Raw genomic sequence first — 21,795 nt, forward strand, 5'->3', positions numbered from 1 at the left:
CACCGGCGGGCGGAGCAGGCAGGCGGCGGGCGGTCAGCTCGGCTGGCCTTCCTTCAGGCGCTTGCGGCGCGCCTCGTAGTCGTCATAGGCCGGCGCGTCGCGCTTCTCGCAGGCGCGGCGGTCCTGCGGGTTGCTGTTGCTGCTGGCGCACTGGGTCTGCGCCACGTCCTGGACGTAGTCGTAGACGACGGCGCAGCCGGACAGGGCGAACGTGGCGAGGATGAGCAGGGCGTACTTCATGTCAGTGCGTGCAGACCTGCACCTTGGCGGCGGCGTCGGACGGCGTCAGCTCCGCCTCGGTGGAGCAGCGCATGCCCAGGCGCTCCAGCAGCGCGCGGTCCTTCTCGGCCTGCGGGTTGCTCGTCGTCAGCAGCTTGTCGCCGTAGAACATGGAGTTGGCGCCGGCCAGGAAGCACAGGGCCTGCATGGTCTCGGGCATCTCCTCGCGGCCGGCGCTCAGGCGCACCATGGCGCGCGGCATCGTGATGCGGGCGACGGCAATCGTGCGGATGAACTCCAGCGGGTCCAGCGGTGCCACGCCGGCCAGCGGCGTGCCTTCCACCTGCACGAGGTTGTTGATGGGCACGCTCTCGGGGTAGGGGTCGAGGTTGGCGAGCTGCACGATGAGGCCGGCGCGCTGGCGGCGCGTCTCGCCCATGCCGACGATGCCGCCGGAGCAGACCTTCAGGCCTTGCTGGCGCACGCGGTCCAGCGTGTCCAGGCGGTCCTGGTAGGTGCGCGTCGTGATGATCTGGCCGTAGAACTCGGGCGCGGTGTCGAGGTTGTGGTTGTAGTAGTCGAGGCCCGCATCCTTCAGTTGCTCGGCCTGGCCGTCTTCCAGCATGCCGGCCGTCAGGCAGGTTTCCAGCCCCAGCGCCTTGACCTCGGAAATCATCTCGCCGATGGCTTCCAGGTGGCGGGGCTTGGGCGAGCGCCAGGCGGCGCCCATGCAGAATCGGGTGGCGCCGTTGGCCTTGGCGGCGCGGGCGGCTTCCATCACCTCCTGCAGCGGGATCAGCTTCTCGGCCTTCAGGCCCGTGTCGAAGTGGGCCGACTGCGGACAGTAGGCGCAGTCCTCCTCGCAGCCGCCGGTCTTGATGGACAGCAGCGTGGACAGCTGCACCGCGTTGGCGTCGAAGTGCTCGCGGTGCACCTGCTGCGCGCGGAACAGCAGGTCGTTGAAGGGCAGCTCGAACAGCGCCGCGACGTCGGCCACGGTCCAGGGCTTGGCCTGGCGGCGGTCGGCGTCGGTGGTGGGGGTGAGGGTCTGGATCTGGTTCATGCGAAAGCCACCAAGGGGGAAATGTCGAGACACGCCGGCGCGGCCAGCGGGTCGGAGAGTCGGGGGATGTGTCCGAGGCAGGGGGCCTTCAGGCCGGCCTGCAGAGCTTGCAGATTGTCCGTGACGTGGGGCTGACGCGCGTCCACGGTGTTGGCCACCCACGCCGCCAGCCGCAGGCCGCGGGCGCGCAGGCCTTCAGCCGTCAGCAGCGCATGGTTGATGCAGCCCAGCCGCAGGCCCACGACAAGGATGACGGGCAGGCCCAGGTCCACGGCGAGGTCGGCTGTGTCCCACGTGTCGGTCAGCGGCACGCGGAAGCCGCCGACGCCTTCGACGAGGGCGAGGTCGGCCTTGCCGGCAGTGACGCGGATGGCGGCGAGCAGCGCGTCGCGGTCGATGCTGCGGCCCTCCAGCCGAGCCGCGATGTGCGGCGCGCAGGGCTCGCGAAACTGCAGCGGGCCGACGTCGGCATCCAGCAGGCCCAGGTTCTGCGCGGCCAGCAGCGTGGCGACATCCTCGTTGACCCAGCGGCCGTCGACGAATTCCTGCCCGGCCGCGAGCGACTTGATCGGCGCGACACGCCGACCCGTCGCCGCCAGCGCGCGGGTCAGCGCGGCGGTGACGAAGGTCTTGCCGATCTCGGTGTCGGTGCCGGTGACGAAGAAGCCGTTCATGCGGCCTGCTCCTGCGCGGCGGCGGCGCGTTCCAGCGCGGTCAGCAGCGTGTCGACGTCGGCCGCCGTGTGCGTGCCGCACAGCGTGATGCGCAGCCGCGCCGTGCCGGCGGCGACCGTGGGCGGGCGGATGCCCGGCACGCGCAGGCCGGCCGTCTCCAGCGCCGCGGCCAGCGCCATGACCTCGGCATTGCCGCCAACGATCAGCGGCTGGATGGGCGTGGCGGCGTCGGTGAGCTGCCAGCCCAGGTGCGGGTGGCGGGCGATCAGCGCCAGCAGGCCGTCGCGCAGCTGCGCCTGCCGCGCGACGAGGTTGGCGCGGCGCTGCGCGCCCAGCGGGCCTTCGATGAGCGCGAAGCTGGTCAGCAGCGCATGCTCCACGGCCGGCGGCGACGCGGTGGAGAAGATGAAGTTGCGCGCGGCCTGCAGCAGGTACTCGACGATGGTGGCATGCGCCGCGACGAAGGCGCCCGCCAAGCCGGCGGCCTTGCCCAGCGTGCCGACGAGGATCAGCCGCTCGCTGTTCAGGCCGAAGTGCTCCAGCGTGCCACGGCCGCGCTCGCCCAGCACGCCGAAGCCGTGGGCGTCGTCCACCACCAGCCAGGCGTCGAACTCGTTCGCCAGCGCCAGCAGCGCGGGCACGGGGGCGAGGTCGCCGTCCATGCTGAACACGGCGTCGGTCACGATGAGCTTGACCTTGGCCGTGCTGGCCGTCAGCAGCGCGCGCAGGCCGGCCACGTCGGCATGGCCGTAGCGCGTGACGGTGGCTTTCGCCAGGCGGGCCGCGTCGATCAGCGACGCGTGGTTGAGCTGCTCCGAGAAGATCTCGGTGTGCTCGTCGCCCAGGGCCGTCACAACGGCCAGGTTGGCCATGTAGCCGGTGCAGAAGCCGATGGCGCGGGCCTGCGGGATGTGCGGCGCGTACCAGCGGGCCAGCGTGTCGGTGACAGCCTCGTGCGCGGCGCTGTGGCCGCTGACCAGCGGCGACGCGCCGGAGCCGCCGCCCCAGCGGCGGGCGCCGTCGGCCAGCGCGTCGGCGATTGCCGGCTCGGCGGCCAGGCCCAGGTAGTCGTTCGAGCAGAACATCAGCAGCTCGCGGCCGTTGACGGTCTGGCGGGGCGCGGTGCCGGTGTCGGCGCGGCGCAGGCTGCGCTTGAGGCTCTGCGCCGAGATGGCGCCGAGCTTGGCGCTCAGGTGATCAAGCAAGGACATCGTTCAGCGTCGCCGTCACGGCCTGGGCCAGGAAGGCCGCGGTCGCGTCGTCGATCAGGTAGGGGGGCATCAGGTAGACGGTGTTGCCGATCGGTCGGATCAGCAGTTCGTGTGCGCGTGCCTTCAGGTGGAAGGTTTCGGCGAAGCGGGGTGGGGCCTTGCCGTGTTGATCCTGCACATCGAAGGCCAGGATCATGCCGCGTTGGCGCAGATGGGCCACGCGCGAGCTCAACGGGGCGAAGGCGCGCGTCAGGCGTTCGGCCTGGGCGCGGTTGTCGGCGAGCTGGCCGGCGTCGAAGCGGTCCAGCACCGCGTTGGCCGCCGCGCAGGCCAGCGGGTTGCCGGTGTAGCTGTGCGAATGCAGGAAGCCGCGGGTGACGTCCTCGCTCCAGAAGGCGTTGAACACCTCGTCTGTGGTCAGCACCAGCGACAGCGCCATCGTGCCGCCGGTGATGCCCTTGCTCAGCAGCATGAAGTCGGGCCAGTCAGCGCCCGACTGCTCCCAGGCGAAGAAGGTGCCGGTGCGGCCGCAGCCGACGGCGATCTCGTCGGCGATGAGGTGCACGCCGAACTCGCGCGTCAGCTCGCGCAGGCCGCGCAGGTAGTCGGGCGAATACATGACCATGCCGGCCGCGCCCTGGATCAGCGGCTCGACGATGACGCAGGCGATGGAAGCGTGGCGCTCGGCCAGCAGCGCGCGCATCGCGGCCAGCGCCTCGGCTTCGTTGCCGAGGCGTGCATCCGGCGATGCCACGATGTGGGCGCGCATCAGCAGCGGGTCGTAGGCGTCGCGGAACACCTGCACGTCGGTCACGCTGAGCGCACCCAGCGTCTCGCCGTGATAGCTGTTTTTCAGGCACACGAACTCGCGCTTGTCCGCCTGGCCGCGGTTCTTCCACGAATGGAAGCTCTGCTTCAGCGCAATCTCCACGGCGCTGGCGCCATCGCTGCCGAAGAACACATGGCCCAGTTGGCCTTGCGTGCGGGCGGACAGCCGCTCGGCCAGCCGCACGGCGGGCTCGTGCGTGCAGCCGGCCAGCATCACGTGGGGCAGCGTGTCGAGCTGCTGCTTGATGGCGTCGTGCAACGGCTTGTCGCTGTGGCCGAACAGGTTGACCCACCAGGACGAATTGGCGTCGAAGTAGCGGCGGCCGTCGGTGTCGATCAGCCAGGGGCCCTCGCCGCGGGCGATGGGCAGCGGCGGCACGTCGGCGAGGCGGGCCATCTGCGTGCAGGGGTGCCAGACGGCGGCGCGGCTGCGTTGGGCGAGGTCGGGGGCGGTCATCACAAGGAACTCAGGGCAGGCGCGGCTTGAAGTGCGGCACCGTGGCATTGAAGAGGGCGAGCGCGGCCGGCCGGTCGGGGCCGCAGATCATCAGGAAGTGCAGCAGTTTGCGCGGCGTGGCGTAGCCCAGGTACAGCGCCACCTGCCGGCCCGGCAGCTCGGCCGCGAAGGACAGCTCCAGGCCGGCGCCGCTGCGGTGCGGGCGCCGCTGTTGCTGCAGCGTCTGCCAGTCGCCCGGCGTGGCGTGGGCCAGCGCGGCGAGGCGCTGCGCGATGACCTGTTCGCCCAGCGCCTGCAGGTCGTCGGCGCCGCTGGCGATGAAGTCCACCGACACGACCAGCGCCGCGTCCGCGGCCGGTTGGTGGAAGGCGACGGTGTTGTCTTCTTCCGGCGCCTGCGCTTGCCAGGCGGGCGGCAGGTCCAGCACGAACTCGGAGTAGACCGAGTCGCGCGTCTGCGGCGGCGCGGCCGGCGGCGTCAGCGAGACGGTGTAGCGGTAGACCATCTTCAGCCCGCCAGCCAGCCCGGCTTGCGCTTGGCCAGGAAGCTCTGCACGCCGTCGCGGCCTTCGGCGCTGGCGCGGATGTCGGCGATGCGGCGCGCGGTGTCGTCGCGCAGCGCGGGCGTGATCTCGCGGCCGGCCACGTCCTTCACCAGCTGCTTGCAGGCCCGCACGGCGGCGGGGCCGTTGGCGGTGATGGCGGCGGCGAGCTCGTCGACCTTGGCATCCAGCGCGTCGGCGGCGACGACCTCGTGCACCAGGCCCAGCCGCTGCGCCTCGGCGGCGCCGAAGCGCTCGGCCGTCACGAAGTAGCGGCGCGACGCCTGCTCGCCGAGCGCGCGCGCGACGTAGGGGCCGATGGTGGCGGGCAGCAGGCCCAGCCGGGCTTCGCTGAGGCAGAAGCCCGCGGTGTCCACGGCGACGACGACATCCGCGCAGGCCACCAGGCCCACGCCGCCGGCGTAGACGTCGCCCTGCACGCGGGCGACCACCGGCACCGGGCAGCTGTAGAGGGCCCACAGCATGTCGGCCAGGCGGGTGGCGTCGGCATGGTTTTCTTCCCACGAATAGCCGGCCATGGCTTGCATCCAGTTCAGGTCGGCCCCGGCGCAGAAGGCCTTGCCCTCGGCGGCCAGCACGACGGCGCGCAGCGTCGGGTCCTGGGCCAGCGTCGTGAAGGCTTGGGTCAGCTCGGCGATCAGCGCCTCGTTGAACGCGTTGCGCACGTCGGGGCGGTTCAGCGTGACGCGGGCGATGTGCCCGTGGCGGGCCAGCGTGAGGTGAGAGGTCATGGCGTGCTGCGGACGAGGGCGTCATCGACCGCGTGGAAGTGGCAGGACGTGGCCGGCGTGCCGTCGGCGGTGACGGCGATGTTGCGTTGGCAGAAGGCCAGCGCGCGCGACAGCGCGTCGTCGCCCTGCGCATAGCCCCAGTGGCCGGCACCGTCGGTGGCGAAGGCGCGCGGTGCCTGGGCGGCGAGGAACTTCTGGAAGCCGGCGAGCTGCCCCGCCTTCGCGCCGGCGGGCGCGCTGGCCTCGCCGGTCAGCGGCTGCGCCGGCTCGGGCGCGGCGATGCGGCCGGGCTGGTCGAAGCCCTGCGGTTTCAGGAACGCGTCGACCAGCGGCTGCCAGACGTCGTTGCCGGCCGTGAACAGCTTGTGGCCGTCCTCGCCGTGCGCGGGCAGCAGGCGCAGGTCCACGGCGCCGCCGCCATCCGCGTAGGCGCGTGCCCAGCGGCTGGCCTGGGCGGGGCCGAAGAAGCGGTCGTTCTCGGCGTAGAGCCACAGCGTCGGCGTGGCCGGCCCGGCGGCCGCGTTGTTCTCGGCATAGGCGCGGTAGAGGCGGCGCAGCTGGTCGGCCTGGCAGGGTGAGCCGGGGCGCTTCTCCGGGTTGCCGCCGTGGCCGCCGGCGAAGTTGATCGCGGCAACCTGGCCCGGCGCATGGGCCGACGTGGCCGCGATCGTCGCAATGCCGCCCACCGACACGCCGACGAGCACCGTGCGGCTGGCGTCGATGTCCGACTGGCGGGCCAGGGCGTCGCGCACGGCGAGGATCTGCTGCGCGGCGGCGTGCAGCGCGGCGCCGTAGCGTGGCGCGTCGCAGGACACGCTGTTCTCCGGGTCGCCCGCGCCCGCCAGTTCGCCGTAGCCCAGGCGCAGCGGCACGGCCACGGCGAAGCCCTTGCGCACGAAGTAGCGTGCGGCGGATTCGAAGCGTGGGCGCTTGTACTCGGCGCGCTTGTCGGGGTCGCGGCCGTGGCTGATGACGGCCAGCGGGAACGGGCCCGGCCCCGCGGGGCGGAAGGTGGTGACCAGCAACTCGCCCTCGGCCGGCTTGCCGAAGGCATCCACCACGCGGGCCGGCACGCGCACGATGGCTTCGCGCACATCCGCCTGCAGACGCTCGGGCGCGGAGGCGGCCGAGGCCGCGGGGGCGGGCGGCTGCGCGTGCGCGAGTGCCGCGCCGACGAGGCAGGCGGTCAGCAGCCACTTCATGCCACGGCCTCCGGCGCGGCCAGCGCCTTGACCATCAGCACGCTGGCGTAGGTCTTGCCCTGCCACTGCACGCCGCCGACGGTGCGGTAGCCGCGCCGCTCGTAGCGGCGGCGTAGCGCGGTGGCGGGCTCGGCGGTGTCCAGCGCGATCTGCGTGAAGCCCTGCCCGGCAGCCCAGGCCTCGGCGGCGGCTATGAGCTGCTCGCCCACGCCCTGGCCTCGGCAGTCGGGGTGCACGCCCAGCTGCGACAGGATGGCGGTGCCGGGCGTCGTGTAGAGCGCGGGCGGCGCGTCGGCGATGTAGGTCTCGCCCGCGGGCTTGGGGCCGCGCACGGCCACCGTGCCGACGAGGCGGCCGCCCTGTTCGGCGACGAAGCCCTGCGCGCCGGCCAGCCGGTCGCGGGTGACGTCCACGGGCTGGTCCACCGCGGTGAAGTTCCAGCCCTGCGCGGCCAGCGACGCGTAGGACGTGTGCAGCAGCGCGGTCAGCGCGTCCAGGCTGTCGGCGGCGTGCAGGGGGCGGATGACGATCATCGGGCGGCTCAGTTGTCGAGGTGCGGCCAGGCCTGCAGGCCCAGGTGTTCCACGTAGGCGTCGTAGTCGCGGTCGCGGTGCAGCAGCGCGAAGCCGCTGTCGATGCAGAACGTGGCGATCAGGCTGTCGATGCCGTTGCGGATGGTCAGGCCCAGACGGCGCAGGCGGCGGTAGTGATCGGCCGCGCTGTGGGCGAGGTCGGCGCCGCCCAGCGTGTCGATCTCCAGGGCGGCGAACAGCGAGCGGGCGACGCGCAGGTCGCCCTCGTTGCGAAAGCCCCGCAGCACTTCGAATACCACCAGGTCGGGCAGCACGAGGCGGGTCTGGCCGTCCTTCAACAGGCGTTCCAGCGCTGCCACGGCGCCGTTCTGCCGGCCCGTGAACAGGTCGATCCAGACGCCGCTGTCAACGACGACCATGGCGCGCCGCCTTCGCCGCGGGTTTGGCGGCCACCTTGGTGGCGGGCTTGGCGGCTGTGGCCGGCCGGTACGGCGCGTCGGGCTCCGCGGCGCGGACGATGTTGGGCTGGCCGTCCAGCCGCGGCTCGCCGTCGTCCCAGCCCCATTGCAGCTTGCCCTTCCACTTCAGGATCTCGCGGTAGGCGGCCTGGCGCTCCAGCAGGGCCAGGCCGGCTTCCACGGCTTCCTTCTTCGTCTTGAAGGGGCCTGCGGCCATGGCGCGGGCCATCAAGTCGTCATCGATGTCGATGTTGGTGCGCATGATGTGTATGAAGTGGCTGCTTTGTGTGCATGATACGCCTGGGGCGCCGGCATGCCGGGCGCGCCCGTGGGTGGCGCTACATGCGGAACACGCCGAACTTCGTGTCGGGAATGGGCGCGTTCAGCGACGCGCTCAGGCCCAGCGCCAGCACGCGGCGCGTGTCGGCCGGGTCGATGACGCCGTCGTCCCACAGCCGCGCCGACGCGTAGTACGGGTGGCCCTGGTCCTCGTACTGCTGGCGCAGCGGCGCCTTGAAGGCTTCCTCCTCCTCGGCGCTCCAGGCGCCACCCTTGGCCTCGATCGCGTCGCGGCGGATCGTGCTCAGCACGCTGGCCGCCTGCTCGCCGCCCATCACCGAGATGCGCGCGTTGGGCCACATCCACAGGAAGCGCGGGCTGTACGCGCGGCCGCACATGCCGTAGTTCCCGGCGCCGAACGAGCCGCCGATGATGACGGTGAACTTCGGCACAGCGGCGCAGGCCACCGCCGTCACCATCTTGGCGCCGGCGCGGGCGATGCCCTCGTTCTCGTACTTGCGGCCCACCATGAAGCCGGTGATGTTCTGCAGGAACACCAGCGGGATCTTGCGCTGGCAGCACAGCTCGATGAAGTGCGCGCCCTTGTTGGCGCTCTCGGCGAACAGGATGCCGTTGTTGGCGACGATGCCCACCGGCATGCCCTCGATGTGCGCGAAGCCGCACACCAGCGTTTGCCCATAGCGGGCCTTGAACTCGTCGAACGCCGAGCCGTCGACGATGCGGGCGATGACCTCGCGCACGTCGAAGGGCTTGCGCGTGTCGGTGGGGATCACGCCGTGCAGCTCGGCTGTGTCGTGCGCGGGCGCCTTCGGAGTCTGCATCGCCAGCGGGTTGGCCTTCGTCCAGTTCAGCCGCGCGACCGACTGGCGGGCGATGGCCAGCGCATGCGTGTCGTTGTTGGCGAGGTGGTCGGCCACGCCGGACAGCCGTGTGTGCACGTCGCCGCCGCCCAGGTCCTCGGCCGTGACGACCTCGCCCGTGGCGGCCTTCACCAGCGGCGGGCCGCCCAGGAAGATGGTGCCCTGGTTCTTCACGATGATGGTCTCGTCGCTCATCGCCGGCACGTAGGCACCGCCGGCCGTGCACGAGCCCATGACGACGGCGATCTGCGGGATGCCTTCAGCGGACAGGTTCGCCTGGTTGAAGAAGATGCGGCCGAAGTGGTCGCGGTCGGGGAAGACCTCGTCCTGGTTGGGCAGGTTGGCGCCGCCGCTGTCCACGAGATAAATGCAGGGCAGCCGGTTCTGCTGCGCGATCTCCTGCGCGCGCAGGTGCTTCTTGACGGTGATGGGGTAGTAGGTGCCGCCCTTCACGGTCGCGTCGTTGCAGACGATGACGCACTCCACACCCGACACGCGGCCGATGCCGGCCACGACGCCGCCGCCCGGCGCCGCGTTGTCGTAGAGGTTCAGCCCGGCGAGCGGCGCCAGTTCGAGGAACGGCGTGCCCGGGTCCAGCAGCATCTCCACGCGGTCTCGCGGCAGCAGCTTGCCGCGGGCGGTGTGCTTGGCGCGCGCGGCCTCACCGCCGCCCTGGGCGATCTGGGCCAGCTTGGCATTGAGGTCGTCGATCAACCCGCGCATGGCGTCGGCGTTGGCCTTGAAATCGGCCGAGCGGGGGTTGAGCTGGGTGGTCAGGACCGGCATGGTGTCTCCCGGCGAGCCTTGACTAAGCAAGGCTCAATTTATTGAATGACGGCCTCGTGAGCCGTTTGAGGCGCGCCAGAATAATCCAGTGGGAACATGGATGCAACGCCGACTTGAGTAATCCTCAATAGTTGCGCAGAATGTGACCGCCATGACCTCGCTCGCCGCCACGCCTCCCCAGCGCCGCTCGCCCGTCGGCCCCAAGGCCGAGCAGCGCGTGCGCGACCTGCTGCGCGTGGGCCGCGAGGTGTTCGCCGAGCGCGGCTACGAGCGCGCGACGACCACCGAGATCGCGCAGCGGCTGGGCATCTCCGAGGCCACGGTGTTCACGTATTTCCGCGGCAAGCGCGAGCTGTGCATGCGCGTCATCCAGGACTGGTACGACGAGATCATCGCGGCCATCGAGGCCGGCCTGCCGCGCGAGGCGCCGGTGCGCGAGCAGCTGGAGTTCATCGTGCTGACCCACCTGCGGCTGTTCCTGATCCAGGGCACGGGGCTGTGCGCGCTGGTGTTGTCGGAAGGCCGGACCAAGGGCCAGGACCTCGGCGAAGGCTTCGTCGAGCTGCAGCGCCGCTACACCGCGCCGCTGATGGACCTGCTGGCGCGCGGCCAGCAGGCCGGCGAGGTGCGCCAGGACATCCCGCTGCGGCTGCTGCGCTCGCTGGTGTTCGGGCCCATGGAGCACATGCTGTGGGACGTCGTCGTGGCCGGCCGGCAGATCGACGTGGAGGCCAGCGCGCGCGATCTCGTGGCGCTGCTGTGGCCGGCGCTGCAGGCGCCCGACCGGGAGCTGCAGCAGCTGCGCCGGCTGCGTGCGCAGCTGCAGGCGGCCTTAGCGGGTCAGTGACTGCACCAGCACCGTCTCGCAGACCTTGAACAGCAGCCACGCCGCCATCGCGCCCACGCAGCTGGCCAGCAGTTCCAGCAGCTGACGCAGGCCGCCGTCCAGCAGGCCCTGCCAGCCGTTGTCGGCGAGGAAGGCTGCATTGGCGCTGACGATGCGCACCAGGTCCAGCGTCAGCAGGCCGAAGACGATGAAGCACAGCGTCATCAGCGCGAAGCAGGCGCCGCGGTGCCGGCGCAGCCAGGCGACGAAGTCCGGGAACGCAACCATGGACCCTCCTCGAAAAGCTCGCGGCATTTTCGGGCATCGCTACCATGCGCCTTCCTGCAGGGGAGTGGGAGGGCTCACATGAACGGACTGAAGCTCTGGCTGGCCGCCGGCGTGCTCGCGCTGGCGGGCGGGGCGCGTGCGCAGCCGCAGGCGGCCGATGCCGACTGGCGTTACGTCATCCAGCCGGGTGACACGTTGATCACGCTGACCGACGCCTGGCTCAGCACGCCGCGCAGCTGGCGCGACCTGCAGAAGCTCAACCGCGTGCCCGACCCGCTGCGCCTGAAGCCCGGCAGCACGCTGCGCATGCCCATCGCCTGGTTGAGGCGCGAGGCCAGCGTCGCCGAAGCCACGTTCGTGCGCGGTGACGTGCGGCGCCAGCGCGGCGCGGCCGCGGAGGCGCTGGCCGCGGGTGCGTCATTGCAGAGCGGTGATGTGATCCGCACCGGCACCCAGTCCAGCGCGTCGCTGCGCTTCGCCGACGGCTCGCGGCTGCTGGTGCCGCCCGAGAGCGAGGTCGCGCTGGAGCAGCTGATGGTGCTGGGCCGTGGCGCCATTCCGGCCGTGCGGCTGGGCCTGTCCCGGGGCGGCGCCGACAGCCGCGTGGCGCCCAACGCGCAGCGCGTGCCGCTGTACGAGCTGCGCACGCCGCACGTCAACCTGGGCGTGCGCGGCACCGAGTTCCGCGTGCAGGCGGTCGGCGCGCAAAGCCGCCTGCAGGTGCTCAGCGGCGCCGTCCATGCCGACGGCCTGGGCCCCGACGTCGCTGCCGGCCAGGGCCTGCTGGCCGAGGGCACGGCGCGCAGCGTCGCGCCGCTGCTGCCGGCACCCGACCTGCGCGCGCTGCCGCGCACCGCCGAGCGCCTGCCGCTGCGGCTGGCCTGGGCCGCGTCGCCGGCGGGCGCCGTGGCGTGGCGGGCCCAGCTGTTCCCGAAGGGCGACTTCGACCGCCTGCTGCTGGACGCCCGCGTCAGCGAGCCCGCCGCCGCCTGGGGCGAGGCGCGCGAGCTGGCCGACGGCGACTACACGCTGCGTGTGCGCGCCATCGACGCCCGCGGCCAGGAAGGCGCGGCCGCCGATGCCGACGTGGCTCTGCAGGCCCGCCCCGAGCCGCCGTTCATCCAGTCGCCGGCGCCGGGCGCCGTCAGCTACAACGGCGCGATGGCGCTGGCCTGGACGCGCAACACCGCCGCGCCCGACGTGCGGCTGCAGATCGCGCGCGACGCCGGTTTCACCGACCTCGTGCTACAGCCACCGCCCCTCGCCGCCGCCGGCTTCGAGGCGAAGTTGCCCGATGGCGCCTACCACTGGCGCATCGCGTCGGTGGAGGCCGGTGGCCGCGCCGGCCCGTTCGGCGATGCGCAGGCCTTCGAGATCCAGCCCCCGCCGCCCGCGCCGCCGCCGGCCGAGCCCGACCTCAGCGGCGACCAGCTCAAGCTGCGCTGGCGCGCCGACAAGGGCGTCGCCCGCTACGAGCTGGAATGGAGCAAGACCGAGGCGTTCGACGGCGTCGACGTGCAGCGTTTCGCGACCGACAAGCCCGAGATCGCGATGCCCAAGCCGTCCTGGGGCAAGTACTTCCTGCGTGCCCGTAGCGTCAACGCGGCCGGCGCCGCCGGGCCCTGGGGCCAGACGCAGATGATCGAGGTGCCGTACCCGCGCTGGCTGTGGCTGCTGCCGCTGCTGCTCGTGCCCGTGCTTTGAAACGCTGGCCCTGGCTTGCCCTGCCCGCGGCGCTGCTGCTGTGGGGCGCGCTGACGCTGCTCGGCGCGCAGCCGCGCGTGGACCGCGCGCTGGGCGACCTGCTGGTGCGCGCCGCCGCGCCCGCACCGGGCCCGGCCGGCAGTGTCGTCGTGGACATCGACGACGCGTCGCTGCGCGCGCTGCGCGGCCCGCTGGGCGAGTGGCCGTACTCGCGCGAGGTCTATGCGCTGATGCTGGACTACCTGCGCCAGGCCGGCGCGCAGATGGTGGTCATGGACATCGTCTTTGCCGGCCCGCGCGACGGCGATGCTCGCTTCGCCAAGGCGCTGGCCGGTTCGCCGCCCGTCGTGCTGGCCGCCGCGGGGCTGGCCACCAGCCAGCGCGCGGCGCTGGAGCTGGCGCCCATGTCCACGGCCGAGGAGGCCGCGCTGCAGCGCCTGGGCGGCGCGCCGGCGGGCCGGCGCTGGGCCGGGCTGACGATGCCGGCCGACCTGCTGCTGGACGCGCTGAGCGCGCGTGGCAGCCTGGGCGTCATCTCGGCCGGCCTGGATGACGACGGCCTGCTGCGCCGGCTGCCGCTGCTGCACCAGGTGCAGGGCCGCTCGCTGCCCAGCCTGGCGCTGGCCGCGCGGCTGCGGGCCGACGGCGCGCCGGGCTGGCGGCTGGAGGGCGGCGATCTCATCGCCGGCGCGCGCCGCTGGCCCGTGGACGAGCAGGCCCGGCTGCGGCTGCGCCTGCCGCCCGATGGCGGCGAGCTGCCGCGCGTGAGCTGGCAGCGGCTGATGCGCGCCGCTTTGGGCGAATCGGACGACGCCGAGCTGGCGGCGCAGCTGGCCGGGCGCAGCGTCTTCGTCGGCAGCAGTGCCTTCTTCGCCGACGAGGTCATGGTGCCCGAGGGCCGGCTCAGCGGCACGGCGCTGAACGCCGCGCTGTTCGAGGCGCTGGGCGCCGAGCCCGCGCCGCTGCTGCGCGAGCGCGGCGCCGCGGCCTGGGCGCTGACGGCGCTGCTGCTGGCGCTGGCCGCGTTGCCGCTGTGGCTGCGCCACCAGGCGCTGGCGGCCGGGCTGGCGGTGGCCGGCATCACGCTGGCGGCCTGGGGCGGCGTGCGGCTGGGCGTGCTGCCGCTGGCGGCGCCGGCGCTGTACGCGCTGGCGCTGGCGCTGCTGCTGACGGCCGTGGAGCACGAGCGCCAGACCCGCGCCCGCGAGCGCGAGCTGACGCGCGAGCGCGAACTGGCCGAGGCGCGCAGCCGCGCCAAGACCGAGCTGCTGGCGCAGGTCAGCCACGAGATGCGCACGCCGATGAATGCCGTGCTGGGCTTCTCCGACATCCTGGCCCGTTCGCCGCTCAGCCCCCAGCAGGCGCACTACGTGGAGGTGCTGGGCCACGCCGGCCGGCAGGTGTTCGCTCTCATCAACGACCTGCTGGACAACGCCCGCATCGAGAGCGGCCGGCTGGAGCTGGCCTCGCAGCCGTTCAACCTGATGGACCTCGTGGACCTGCAGCTGGAGCTGCTGCGTGAGCGCGCCCAGGGCCAGGGCCTGTGGCTGCGCGCGTTCGCGCGCACCGAGGCCACCGGCTGGGTGCTGGGCGACCCGCAGCGCGTCGCGCAGATCGTCACCAACCTCGTCGGCAACGCCATCAAGTTCACGAAGCGTGGCGGCGTCACGGTGGAACTGTCGCGCGACGACCCGGGGCGGGTGCACATCCGCGTGCAGGACACCGGCATCGGCATCGCGCCGGACCGGCTGGAGCGCATCTTCCAGCCCTTCGAGCAGGCCGACGCGTCCATCGCCCGCGAGTTCGGCGGCACGGGCCTGGGGCTGTCCATCACGCGCAGCCTGGCGCGGCTGATGGGTGGCGACGTCGGCGTGCGCAGCACGCCGGGCGAGGGCAGCTGTTTCGACGTGACGCTGGACCTGCCCGACGCCCACCCGCCGCGCGACGAGCTGGCCGAGCTGCGCGCCGAGCGCGTCGCGCCGTCGCGGCCGCTGGCGCTGCTGCTGGCCGAGGACAACGATGTCAACGTGCTGGTCATCGAGGGCATGCTGGTGCCGCTGGGGCACCGCGTCACCCGCGTGCGCGACGGCGCCCAGGCGCTGGCCGCGCTGCGCGAGGGCCGCTTCGACCTGGTGCTGATGGACATGCTGATGCCGGTGCTGGACGGCCTGGCCGCCACGCGGCAGTGGCGCGCCACCGAGGCCGCCGAGGGCCGGCCGCGCACGCCCATCGTCGCGCTGACGGCCAACGCCTTCGACACCGACGTGCAGCAGTCGCTGGCGGCAGGCTGCGACGCCCACCTGACCAAGCCGCTCAGCCTGGCGGCGCTGCTGCAGGCGCTGGCCAAGTACGCAAAGCCCGAGTGATGTACTGGGAAGCCGCTTCTGGCTAGAGTCCGCGGCTCCCCACACCCGGAAGGCCCCCCATGATCAACCTGAACGTGAACGGCCGCGCCGTCTCGCTCGATGCCGACCCCGACATGCCCCTGCTCTGGGCCGTGCGCGAGGAGCTGCAGCTCACCGGCAGCAAGTTCGGCTGCGGCGCCGCCCAGTGCGGCGCCTGCACCATGCACGTCGGCGGCACTCCCGTGCGCGCGTGCATGACCCCCATTTCCAGCGTCCAGGCGCCGGTCACCACCATCGAAGGCCTGGCGGGCGACAAGGTCGGCCAGGCGGTGCAGGCCGCCTGGGTGGCCCACGACGTGGCGCAGTGCGGCTACTGCCAGAGCGGCCAGGTCATGAGCGCCACGGCGCTGCTCAAGGCCAACAAGAAGCCGACCGACGCCCAGATCGACGAGGCCATGGCCGGCAACATCTGCCGCTGCGGCACCTACACCCGCATCCGCGCCGCCATCCATGCGGCCGCGGCGGCCCTGGCCTGAGGAGCGCGACATGCTGAACCCACGTCGTATCGATCAAGTGCTGACCGGCGGCTCCACTGGAGTGTCCCGCCGCAGCTTCGTCACCACCACCGTCGGCGGCGCCGTCGGCCTGGCGCTGTTGCCCGGCATCGCGTCCGCGCAGGCGCCCAAGCCCGGCACCAAGCCCACCGAGCAGCCGCTGGCCTTCGTCACCATCGCCAAGGACGGCACGACGACCATCCTGTGCAACCGCATGGACATGGGCCAGGGCATCGAGACCGGCCTGGCCATGATCTGCGCCGAGGAGCTGGAGGCCGACTGGAGCAAGGTGCGCACCGGCTTCGGCGACCAGAAGGGCGCCTACGTGGACCCGCTGTTCGGCATGCACCTGACCGGCGGCTCCAATTCGGTGAAGAACAGCTTCCAGCAATACCGCGAGCTGGGCGCGCGCACCAAGGCCATGCTGGTGGCTGCCGCCGCCGAGCGCTGGGGCGTGCCGGCGTCGTCGTTGAAGGCCGAGAACGGGGTCATCTCGGGCGGCGGCAAGAGCGCCGGCTACGGCGAGTTCTTCGACGCGGCCATGAAGGGCACGGTGCCCGAGACCGTGACGCTGAAGGACCCGTCGACGTTCAAGCTCATCGGCAAGCCCACCGGCCTGGTGGTCGCCCAGGCCAAGAGCACGGGCACGCAGGCCTACGGCATGGACGTGCAGCTGCCCGGCATGGCGGTGGCCGTCATCCAGCGCCCGCCGGTGTTCAACGGCAAGGTCGCCAAGCTCGATGCCACCGAGGCGCTGAAGGTCAAGGGCGTGAAGGCCGTGCTGCCGGTGCCGCTGGACCGCGGCGGCCAGGGCGTGGCGGTGGTCGCCAGCGGCTACTGGGCCGCCAAGAAGGGCCGTGATGCGCTGAAGGTGGACTGGGACCTGGCCGGCGTCGGCAAGCCCGACACCGCTGCGCTGACCAAGCAGTACCTGGCGCTGGCCAAGACCGCCGGCACGCCGGCGCCCAAGCCCGAGTTCCAGGCCGACGTGAGTGCCTGGAGCAAGGCGCCGAAGAAGATCACGGCCGACTTCGTCTTCCCCTACCTGAACCACGCGCAGATGGAGCCGCTGGCCTGCACGGTGGACCTGAAGGCCGACCGTTGCGACGTCTACTACGCCGCGCAGATGCCCGGCCTGGACGCGATGGCGCTGGCCAAGACCGTGGGCCTCAAGCCCGAGCAGGTGCAGATCAACGTGCAGATGGCCGGCGGTGGCTTCGGCCGGCGCGCCGTGCCCACGAGCGAATGGCCGCGCGAGGCGGCCGCCGTCGCGGTGGCTCTGCAGCAGGCCGGCAAGCCCATGCCGGTCAAGGTGATCTGGAGCCGCGAGGACGACATCAAGGCCGGCTACTACCGGCCCATGACCGTGCACCGCGCCGAGATCGGCTTCGACGCCAAGGGCAACATCGCCGGCTGGCAGCACCGCATCGTCAGCCAGAGCATCCTGAAGGGCTCGCCGCTGGAGGGCTTCGGCTACCAGAAGGGCGTGGACGGCACGACCACCGAGGGCATGCGCGAGCCCTACGAGTTCCCGATGAACCTCAGCGTGCACCACCCGGACGTCAACGTGCCGGTGCTGTGGTGGCGCTCGGTCGGCTCCACGCACACGGCCTACGTGATGGAGACGCTGGTCGACGAGATCGCGTTCGCCACCAAGCAGGACCCGGTGGCCTACCGGCTCAAGCTGATGGAAGGCAACGCCAAGGCCGGGCGCCATCGCCTGGCGCTGCAGGCGGCCGTCGACAAGAGCGGCTACGGCAAGCGCAAGCTGAAGGCCGGCCAGGCCTGGGGCGTGGCGGTGCACGAGAGCTTCGAGTCGGTCGTCGCCTACGTCGTCGTCGCCAGCCTGAAGGGCAAGGGCAAGGATCGCCAGCCGGTGCTGCAGGAAGTCCACGCCGGCGTGCACTGCAACCTCTGCGTGAACCCCAAGGCCGTGGAGACGCAGGTGCAGGGCGCCGCCATCATGGCGCTGGGCACGACGATGCCGACGCACCGCGTGACGTTCAAGGACGGCGTCGTGGAGCAGAACAACTTCTACGACATGGCCATGCCGCGCATCACCGACGCGCCGCCGGTCATGACCGTCAGCATCGTGCCCAGCATGGACCCGCCCAAGGGCATGGGCGAGCCGGGCCTGCCGCCGCTGGCGCCGGCGCTCGCCAACGCCGTGGCCCGGCTGACCGGCCAGCGCCAGCGGGAGCTGCCGTTCCGCTTCGCGTGAACTTGAGGGCCGGGGCTCAGTCCCCGGCCGGCAACGTGCCCTTGAGGGTCGCGAGCATCTGCTGCACGAGGTGCTGATCCTGCGGGCTCATCTGATGGGCCCGCAGCAGCACCTCGCGTTCCATCTCGCCCATGCGCCAGTGGAACTCGCGCAGCAGCGACAGCAGCTCCTGGTGCAGCCCTGCGCTGCCCTGGCCCAGCTGTTCCACCAGCGCCTCGGGGTCGTGGGCGTCCAGCCCGGCGCTGCTGAACGACGCCTGCAGCTGCTGCAGCCGGTGCCGGCATAGCGCCACCAGGTGGCGCAGCTCGGCGCTGGCGTCGGCAAGACGGTCGTCGAAGCTGCCGCGCGCAACGCGGAAGCGCGCCAGCACCTCCACGACGTAGTGGGCCTGCGGCAGCATGTCGGCCAGCGAGGCGCGCGCGTCGGTCAGCCGTGACGACGCGCCGCTGGCGCGCGCGGCGGCGCGCAGCAGGTCCAGCGCCGCGTCGCCGAACTCGCCCGGGATGAGCTTGGCGGCGATGCTGGCGTGGATGCCCGCCGCATGGCCGTGCTCCATCAGTCCGGCCAGCCACTCGCCCACGGCCAGCGCCTGCGACGGCGGCGTGAACTGTTCGCCCTGCAGCCCGCGCGGGTAGCCGAAGCCGTCCAGCCGCTCGTGGTGGTTCAGCACCAGCTCCGCCAGCTCGGGGCCGCCGCCGTCCAGGTCGCGCAGCACGCGGTGGCCGATGACCGGGTGGCTGACGATCTGGCGCCACTGCTCGGCCTGCAGCGGCTGGCCGCGTTGCAGGAAGGCCGGCGGCAGGTAGAGCTCGCCGACGTCGTGCAGCAGGCCGGCCAGCGCGATGCGCCGGTGCAGGTCCACGTCGCCCGGCAGCAGCCGCCGCGCCAGCGCCTTGGCCACCAGCGCGACGCACACCGCGTGGCGCAGCCGGTCGGTCTGCTGGCGGGCATACAGGCTCAGCAGCGACTGCTGGGCCGGGGAGATCCTGACGCGCGGCAGCGACTGCTGCAGCGGCAGCGCGCGCTCGTCGCGGGCGAGCGCGGCCAGCAGCGGATGCTCGTCCAGCAGCGCCTCGGCCAGCAGGCCGATCTGCGCCGGCGTGACGCCACCACTGACGCCGATGCACTGCTCCAGCGGCCGCTGCAGCTTGTGCGCCAGCAGCCGCTCGCGCGTCGTGGCGTCGATGCGCGCGCCGCGCGCCAGCAGCTTGACGCCGTTGCCGGAGACGATGTCCTCGGTGGCCTCGACGTCCTGCGTGTCGGCCGCGGCGACGAGGTGGTCGAGGTAGTGCGGGTTGACTTCACCGCTGTGGGGCGCGTTCTGGGGCATGACCGCGGTGGGGTGGACGCCTTGTTCTTGTCGGCGAATTCTCGGCCGGCGCGCGGCCGGCCACAACCGACCCGCCGCGGCGCTCAGGGCGCGGGCGGGTAGCCGGCCTCGGCCAGCGCGGCGGCCAGCGCCTCGCGCGGCAGCGTGCTGTCGACGTCGGCGGTCTTGCGGTCGCGGTCGATGGCGATGCGGGCCTGGGCGTCCACGGCCTGCAGGGCTTCGGTGATGGCCGCGACGCAATGGCCGCAGCTCATGTCGGGCAGCGTGAAGTGATGCATGCGGCCATCCTAGCCGCGGCGCATTCACCGTTTGTTACCGACTCGTACAAATGGATGTCGTTCACCTGGGGGATGGCGGGGCCCGGATGCGGGGTGACGCGTCCCGGACACGGGGGACTTTGGGGGGTGGCAAGCCCTGGCACCCCTGCGGGGCAACCCTAGCATGCGCGACTTTCCGGGGCCACAAGCCCCGCGTGTCTGCACACAGGAGTACCGACGATGACGATGAACAAGCGCTGCCTCGGCGCAGCAGCAGCGGCCGTGCTGGCCATGCTGAGCGCCTGCGGAGGCGGGGACAGCAGCGGCCCGACGGCCATGGTGGCCACGGCCGACACGATGTCGCTGGGCACCGGCCAGAGCGCCTCGGCGCTGGCCAACGACACGGTGGGCGGCGCGGCCGCCCGCGTCGGCACCGGCGGCAACGCGACCATCGCCTTCACCGGCACGCTGCCGACGGGCGTCAGCGTCACCGACGGCGTGGTGGCCGTGGCCCGCGGTGCGGTGCCCGGCAGCTACACGCTGAACTACCAGCTCTGCGAGGCCGCCGCAGCCAGCAACTGCAGCGCGGCTGCCGTCACGCTGACCGTGCCCAAGCCGCCGATCACGGCCGGCGCGGACACCGCGACGCTGGGTGCCGGCGAGAGCGCCTCGCTGCTGGCCAACGACCAGCTCGACGGCATTGCCGCCGCCGGCGCCACCGTCACGGCCAGCACCACCGGCACCTGGCCGGCCGGTGTCACGCTGGGCGCGGACGGCCAGCTGCAGGTCGGCGCCACGGCTGCGGCCGGCGCGTCCACGCTGGGCTACCGCATCTGCCAGACCGCATCGCCCACCAACTGCGCCGACGGCAGCGTGAACCTCAGCGTCGTCGTGCGCGTGGCCGTCAGCGGTCGCGTGCTGGATGGCCTGACCGGCGCCGCGCTGCCCGGCATCGCCGTCACGCTGGGGGCCCGCACGGCCACCACCGACGCGCAGGGCGCGTTCAGCCTCGCCGGCGTGTCGCCCGCGGCGCGCGCTGTCGTCAACTTCACCGGCACGGGCTACGGCGAGAGCACCCGCATCGTCGCCGTGGGTGACAACGGCGCCAGCGGCGTGCTCGCGCGCCTGGTGCCCGTCACCGCCTCGGCCACGCTGGACGCCGCCACCGGCGGCACGGTCTCCAACACGGCCGGCACGGCCCGCGTCGTGCTGGCCGCGGCCAGCCTGGCCAAGGCCGACGGCAGCGCGCTGACCGGCAACGCGACGGTGCGCATCACCGCCATCGACCCGTCGCTGGACTCCAGCCTCATGCCCGGCGACTACACGACGATGAGCGGCGGCAACCCGGTGTCCATCGAGAGCTACGGCGCTCTGGGCGTGCAGATCACCGACGCCGCCGGCGCCACGGCCAACCTGCGCACCGGCCAGACGGCCACCATCCGCATCCCGCTGGCCACGCGCGACGCCAACCCGCCGGCCACCATCCCGCTGTTCCACTTCGACACGGCCAGCGGCCGCTGGGCGCAGGAGGGCACCGCCACGCTGCAGGGCACGGGCGCCAATCGCTACTACGAAGGCACGGTCGCGCACTTCAGCACCTGGAACGCCGACCGCATCAGCGAGACGGTGTGGGTCAACGGCTGCGTCAGCAATGACGCGGGCGCCCGCGTGGCTGGCGCCAGCATCACCAGCGACGGCATCGACTACAGCGGCACCAGCGGCGCGCTGACCGATGCCAACGGCGCCTTCCGCGTCGCGGTGCGCGCCAACAGCCTGGCCACGCTGATCGCGTTCCAGAGCCCGCTGCTGAGCAACACGGTGCGCGTCTCCAGCGGCAGCGGCGAGCTGACGCTGACCGACTGCCTGGTGCTGGCCGCCAACGCCACCGGCGTGTCCATCAAGCTGACCTGGGGCGCCAACCCGCGCGACCTGGACAGCCACCTGTGGACGCCCAGCGGCAGCCACGTCTATTACGGCAGCAAGGGCCAGCTGGCCGCCGCCCCGTTCGCCAACCTGGACGTGGACGACATCAGCAGCTTCGGCCCCGAGGTCGTCACGCTGACCAAGCTGATGGTGGGCACCTACAAGTACGCGGTGCGCAACTACAGCGGCTACGGCAGCGGCCCCATCGCCGTCAGCGGCGCGCGTGTGGAGCTCATCCTGCCGGGCGGCCGCACCGAGCTGTTCGTGCCGCCGGCCACCGGCGAGACCGCGCAGACCGACTACTGGACGCTGTTCGACCTGACCGTCGACGCCCAGTGCAACGTGACGCTGACGCGCACCGAGGCCTACACGGGCACCACGCCCACGGTGCCCACGTCCACGCCGGTCTACTGCTCGCGCAGCTGACCCGGCTCGTCCCCGCGCGCCCGGCGTGCGCGGGGCG

Annotated in this window: 21 protein-coding genes; 6 read left to right on the plus strand and 15 right to left on the minus strand. The window is 72.5% G+C overall.

The window, feature by feature from the left end:
* Positions 1 to 33 precede the first annotated feature (33 nt).
* From AC1Q7O_RS09925 to AC1Q7O_RS09980, 12 genes are all read right to left on the minus strand, one after another.
* Entirely contained in the window at positions 34 to 240 is a 207-nt protein-coding gene (locus AC1Q7O_RS09925; RefSeq protein WP_492658905.1) for a hypothetical protein, read from the minus strand.
* Between the two features lies 1 nt (position 241).
* A complete protein-coding gene (bioB, locus tag AC1Q7O_RS09930; RefSeq protein ID WP_492658904.1) occupies positions 242 to 1,282 on the minus strand; it encodes a biotin synthase BioB in 1,041 nt (346 codons plus the stop codon).
* On the minus strand, positions 1,279 to 1,956 hold the full coding sequence (gene bioD / locus AC1Q7O_RS09935) for a dethiobiotin synthase (protein WP_492658903.1): 678 nt from the start codon (positions 1,954 to 1,956) through the stop codon (positions 1,279 to 1,281). Before bioD ends, bioB begins: the two co-directional genes overlap by 4 nt.
* The gene (locus AC1Q7O_RS09940) at positions 1,953 to 3,167 is read right to left on the minus strand and encodes an aminotransferase class I/II-fold pyridoxal phosphate-dependent enzyme (RefSeq protein ID WP_492658902.1); all 1,215 of its coding nucleotides are present in this window, start codon (positions 3,165 to 3,167) and stop codon (positions 1,953 to 1,955) included. Before AC1Q7O_RS09940 ends, bioD begins: the two co-directional genes overlap by 4 nt.
* On the minus strand, positions 3,154 to 4,452 hold the full coding sequence (gene bioA, locus AC1Q7O_RS09945; protein WP_492658901.1) for an adenosylmethionine--8-amino-7-oxononanoate transaminase: 1,299 nt from the start codon (positions 4,450 to 4,452) through the stop codon (positions 3,154 to 3,156). The genes AC1Q7O_RS09940 and bioA overlap by 14 nt, the downstream gene beginning before the upstream one ends.
* A gap of 10 nt (positions 4,453 to 4,462) precedes the next feature.
* Complete coding sequence (locus AC1Q7O_RS09950; RefSeq protein WP_492658900.1) at positions 4,463 to 4,957, minus strand: hypothetical protein; 495 nt, start codon at positions 4,955 to 4,957, stop codon at positions 4,463 to 4,465.
* A gap of 2 nt (positions 4,958 to 4,959) precedes the next feature.
* Positions 4,960 to 5,745 carry an enoyl-CoA hydratase/isomerase family protein gene (locus tag AC1Q7O_RS09955; RefSeq protein WP_492658899.1) on the minus strand — a complete coding sequence of 262 codons (786 nt, stop codon included), beginning with the start codon at positions 5,743 to 5,745 and terminating at the stop codon, positions 4,960 to 4,962.
* On the minus strand, positions 5,742 to 6,947 hold the full coding sequence (locus tag AC1Q7O_RS09960) for an alpha/beta hydrolase family protein (RefSeq protein WP_492658898.1): 1,206 nt from the start codon (positions 6,945 to 6,947) through the stop codon (positions 5,742 to 5,744). Before AC1Q7O_RS09960 ends, AC1Q7O_RS09955 begins: the two co-directional genes overlap by 4 nt.
* Positions 6,944 to 7,480 (minus strand): GNAT family N-acetyltransferase, encoded by a 537-nt coding sequence (locus AC1Q7O_RS09965; protein WP_492658897.1) that lies wholly within the window; start codon positions 7,478 to 7,480, stop codon positions 6,944 to 6,946. Before AC1Q7O_RS09965 ends, AC1Q7O_RS09960 begins: the two co-directional genes overlap by 4 nt.
* A gap of 8 nt (positions 7,481 to 7,488) precedes the next feature.
* Positions 7,489 to 7,899: a type II toxin-antitoxin system VapC family toxin gene (gene vapC / locus AC1Q7O_RS09970; RefSeq protein ID WP_492658896.1), complete on the minus strand. Its 411-nt coding sequence runs from the start codon at positions 7,897 to 7,899 to the stop codon at positions 7,489 to 7,491.
* Positions 7,886 to 8,200, minus strand: coding sequence for a type II toxin-antitoxin system VapB family antitoxin (locus AC1Q7O_RS09975; protein ID WP_492658895.1), 315 nt, complete (start codon positions 8,198 to 8,200; stop codon positions 7,886 to 7,888). Before AC1Q7O_RS09975 ends, vapC begins: the two co-directional genes overlap by 14 nt.
* Positions 8,201 to 8,276: 76 nt before the next feature.
* A complete protein-coding gene (locus tag AC1Q7O_RS09980; protein ID WP_492658894.1) occupies positions 8,277 to 9,884 on the minus strand; it encodes a carboxyl transferase domain-containing protein in 1,608 nt (535 codons plus the stop codon).
* A gap of 151 nt (positions 9,885 to 10,035) precedes the next feature.
* Here AC1Q7O_RS09980 and AC1Q7O_RS09985 point away from each other — a divergent pair, with 151 nt between their 5' ends.
* On the plus strand, positions 10,036 to 10,731 hold the full coding sequence (locus AC1Q7O_RS09985; protein ID WP_492658893.1) for a TetR/AcrR family transcriptional regulator: 696 nt from the start codon (positions 10,036 to 10,038) through the stop codon (positions 10,729 to 10,731).
* Here AC1Q7O_RS09985 and AC1Q7O_RS09990 read toward each other — a convergent pair.
* Positions 10,717 to 10,998, minus strand: coding sequence for a hypothetical protein (locus AC1Q7O_RS09990; protein ID WP_492658892.1), 282 nt, complete (start codon positions 10,996 to 10,998; stop codon positions 10,717 to 10,719). The genes AC1Q7O_RS09985 and AC1Q7O_RS09990 overlap by 15 nt on opposite strands.
* Before the next feature lie 78 nt (positions 10,999 to 11,076).
* Here AC1Q7O_RS09990 and AC1Q7O_RS09995 point away from each other — a divergent pair, with 78 nt between their 5' ends.
* The 4 genes from AC1Q7O_RS09995 to AC1Q7O_RS10010 are packed head-to-tail and all read left to right on the plus strand — an operon-like array spanning position 11,077 to position 17,822.
* Positions 11,077 to 12,702 carry a FecR domain-containing protein gene (locus AC1Q7O_RS09995; protein ID WP_492658891.1) on the plus strand — a complete coding sequence of 542 codons (1,626 nt, stop codon included), beginning with the start codon at positions 11,077 to 11,079 and terminating at the stop codon, positions 12,700 to 12,702.
* Positions 12,699 to 15,068, plus strand: a complete 2,370-nt coding sequence (locus AC1Q7O_RS10000; protein ID WP_492658890.1) for a hybrid sensor histidine kinase/response regulator — start codon at positions 12,699 to 12,701, stop codon at positions 15,066 to 15,068. Before AC1Q7O_RS09995 ends, AC1Q7O_RS10000 begins: the two co-directional genes overlap by 4 nt.
* A 59-nt stretch (positions 15,069 to 15,127) precedes the next feature.
* Positions 15,128 to 15,583 (plus strand): (2Fe-2S)-binding protein, encoded by a 456-nt coding sequence (locus tag AC1Q7O_RS10005; RefSeq protein WP_492658889.1) that lies wholly within the window; start codon positions 15,128 to 15,130, stop codon positions 15,581 to 15,583.
* 10 nt (positions 15,584 to 15,593) lie between these two features.
* A complete protein-coding gene (locus AC1Q7O_RS10010; protein ID WP_492658888.1) occupies positions 15,594 to 17,822 on the plus strand; it encodes a xanthine dehydrogenase family protein molybdopterin-binding subunit in 2,229 nt (742 codons plus the stop codon).
* A 16-nt stretch (positions 17,823 to 17,838) separates the two neighbouring features.
* On the opposite strand, the gene AC1Q7O_RS10015 is transcribed toward AC1Q7O_RS10010, so the two are convergent.
* Together AC1Q7O_RS10015 and AC1Q7O_RS10020 are read right to left on the minus strand one after the other, a co-directional pair.
* Positions 17,839 to 19,152 (minus strand): HD-GYP domain-containing protein, encoded by a 1,314-nt coding sequence (locus tag AC1Q7O_RS10015; protein ID WP_492658887.1) that lies wholly within the window; start codon positions 19,150 to 19,152, stop codon positions 17,839 to 17,841.
* Positions 19,153 to 19,235: 83 nt separating this feature from the next.
* Complete coding sequence (locus AC1Q7O_RS10020) at positions 19,236 to 19,430, minus strand: heavy-metal-associated domain-containing protein (protein WP_492658886.1); 195 nt, start codon at positions 19,428 to 19,430, stop codon at positions 19,236 to 19,238.
* A 219-nt stretch (positions 19,431 to 19,649) separates the two neighbouring features.
* Here AC1Q7O_RS10020 and AC1Q7O_RS10025 point away from each other — a divergent pair, with 219 nt between their 5' ends.
* Positions 19,650 to 21,758 (plus strand): carboxypeptidase regulatory-like domain-containing protein, encoded by a 2,109-nt coding sequence (locus tag AC1Q7O_RS10025; protein ID WP_492658885.1) that lies wholly within the window; start codon positions 19,650 to 19,652, stop codon positions 21,756 to 21,758.
* Positions 21,759 to 21,795: the final 37 nt, after the last annotated feature.

It is taken from the genome of Roseateles sp. GW823-FHT07B05, from assembly GCF_058794515.1.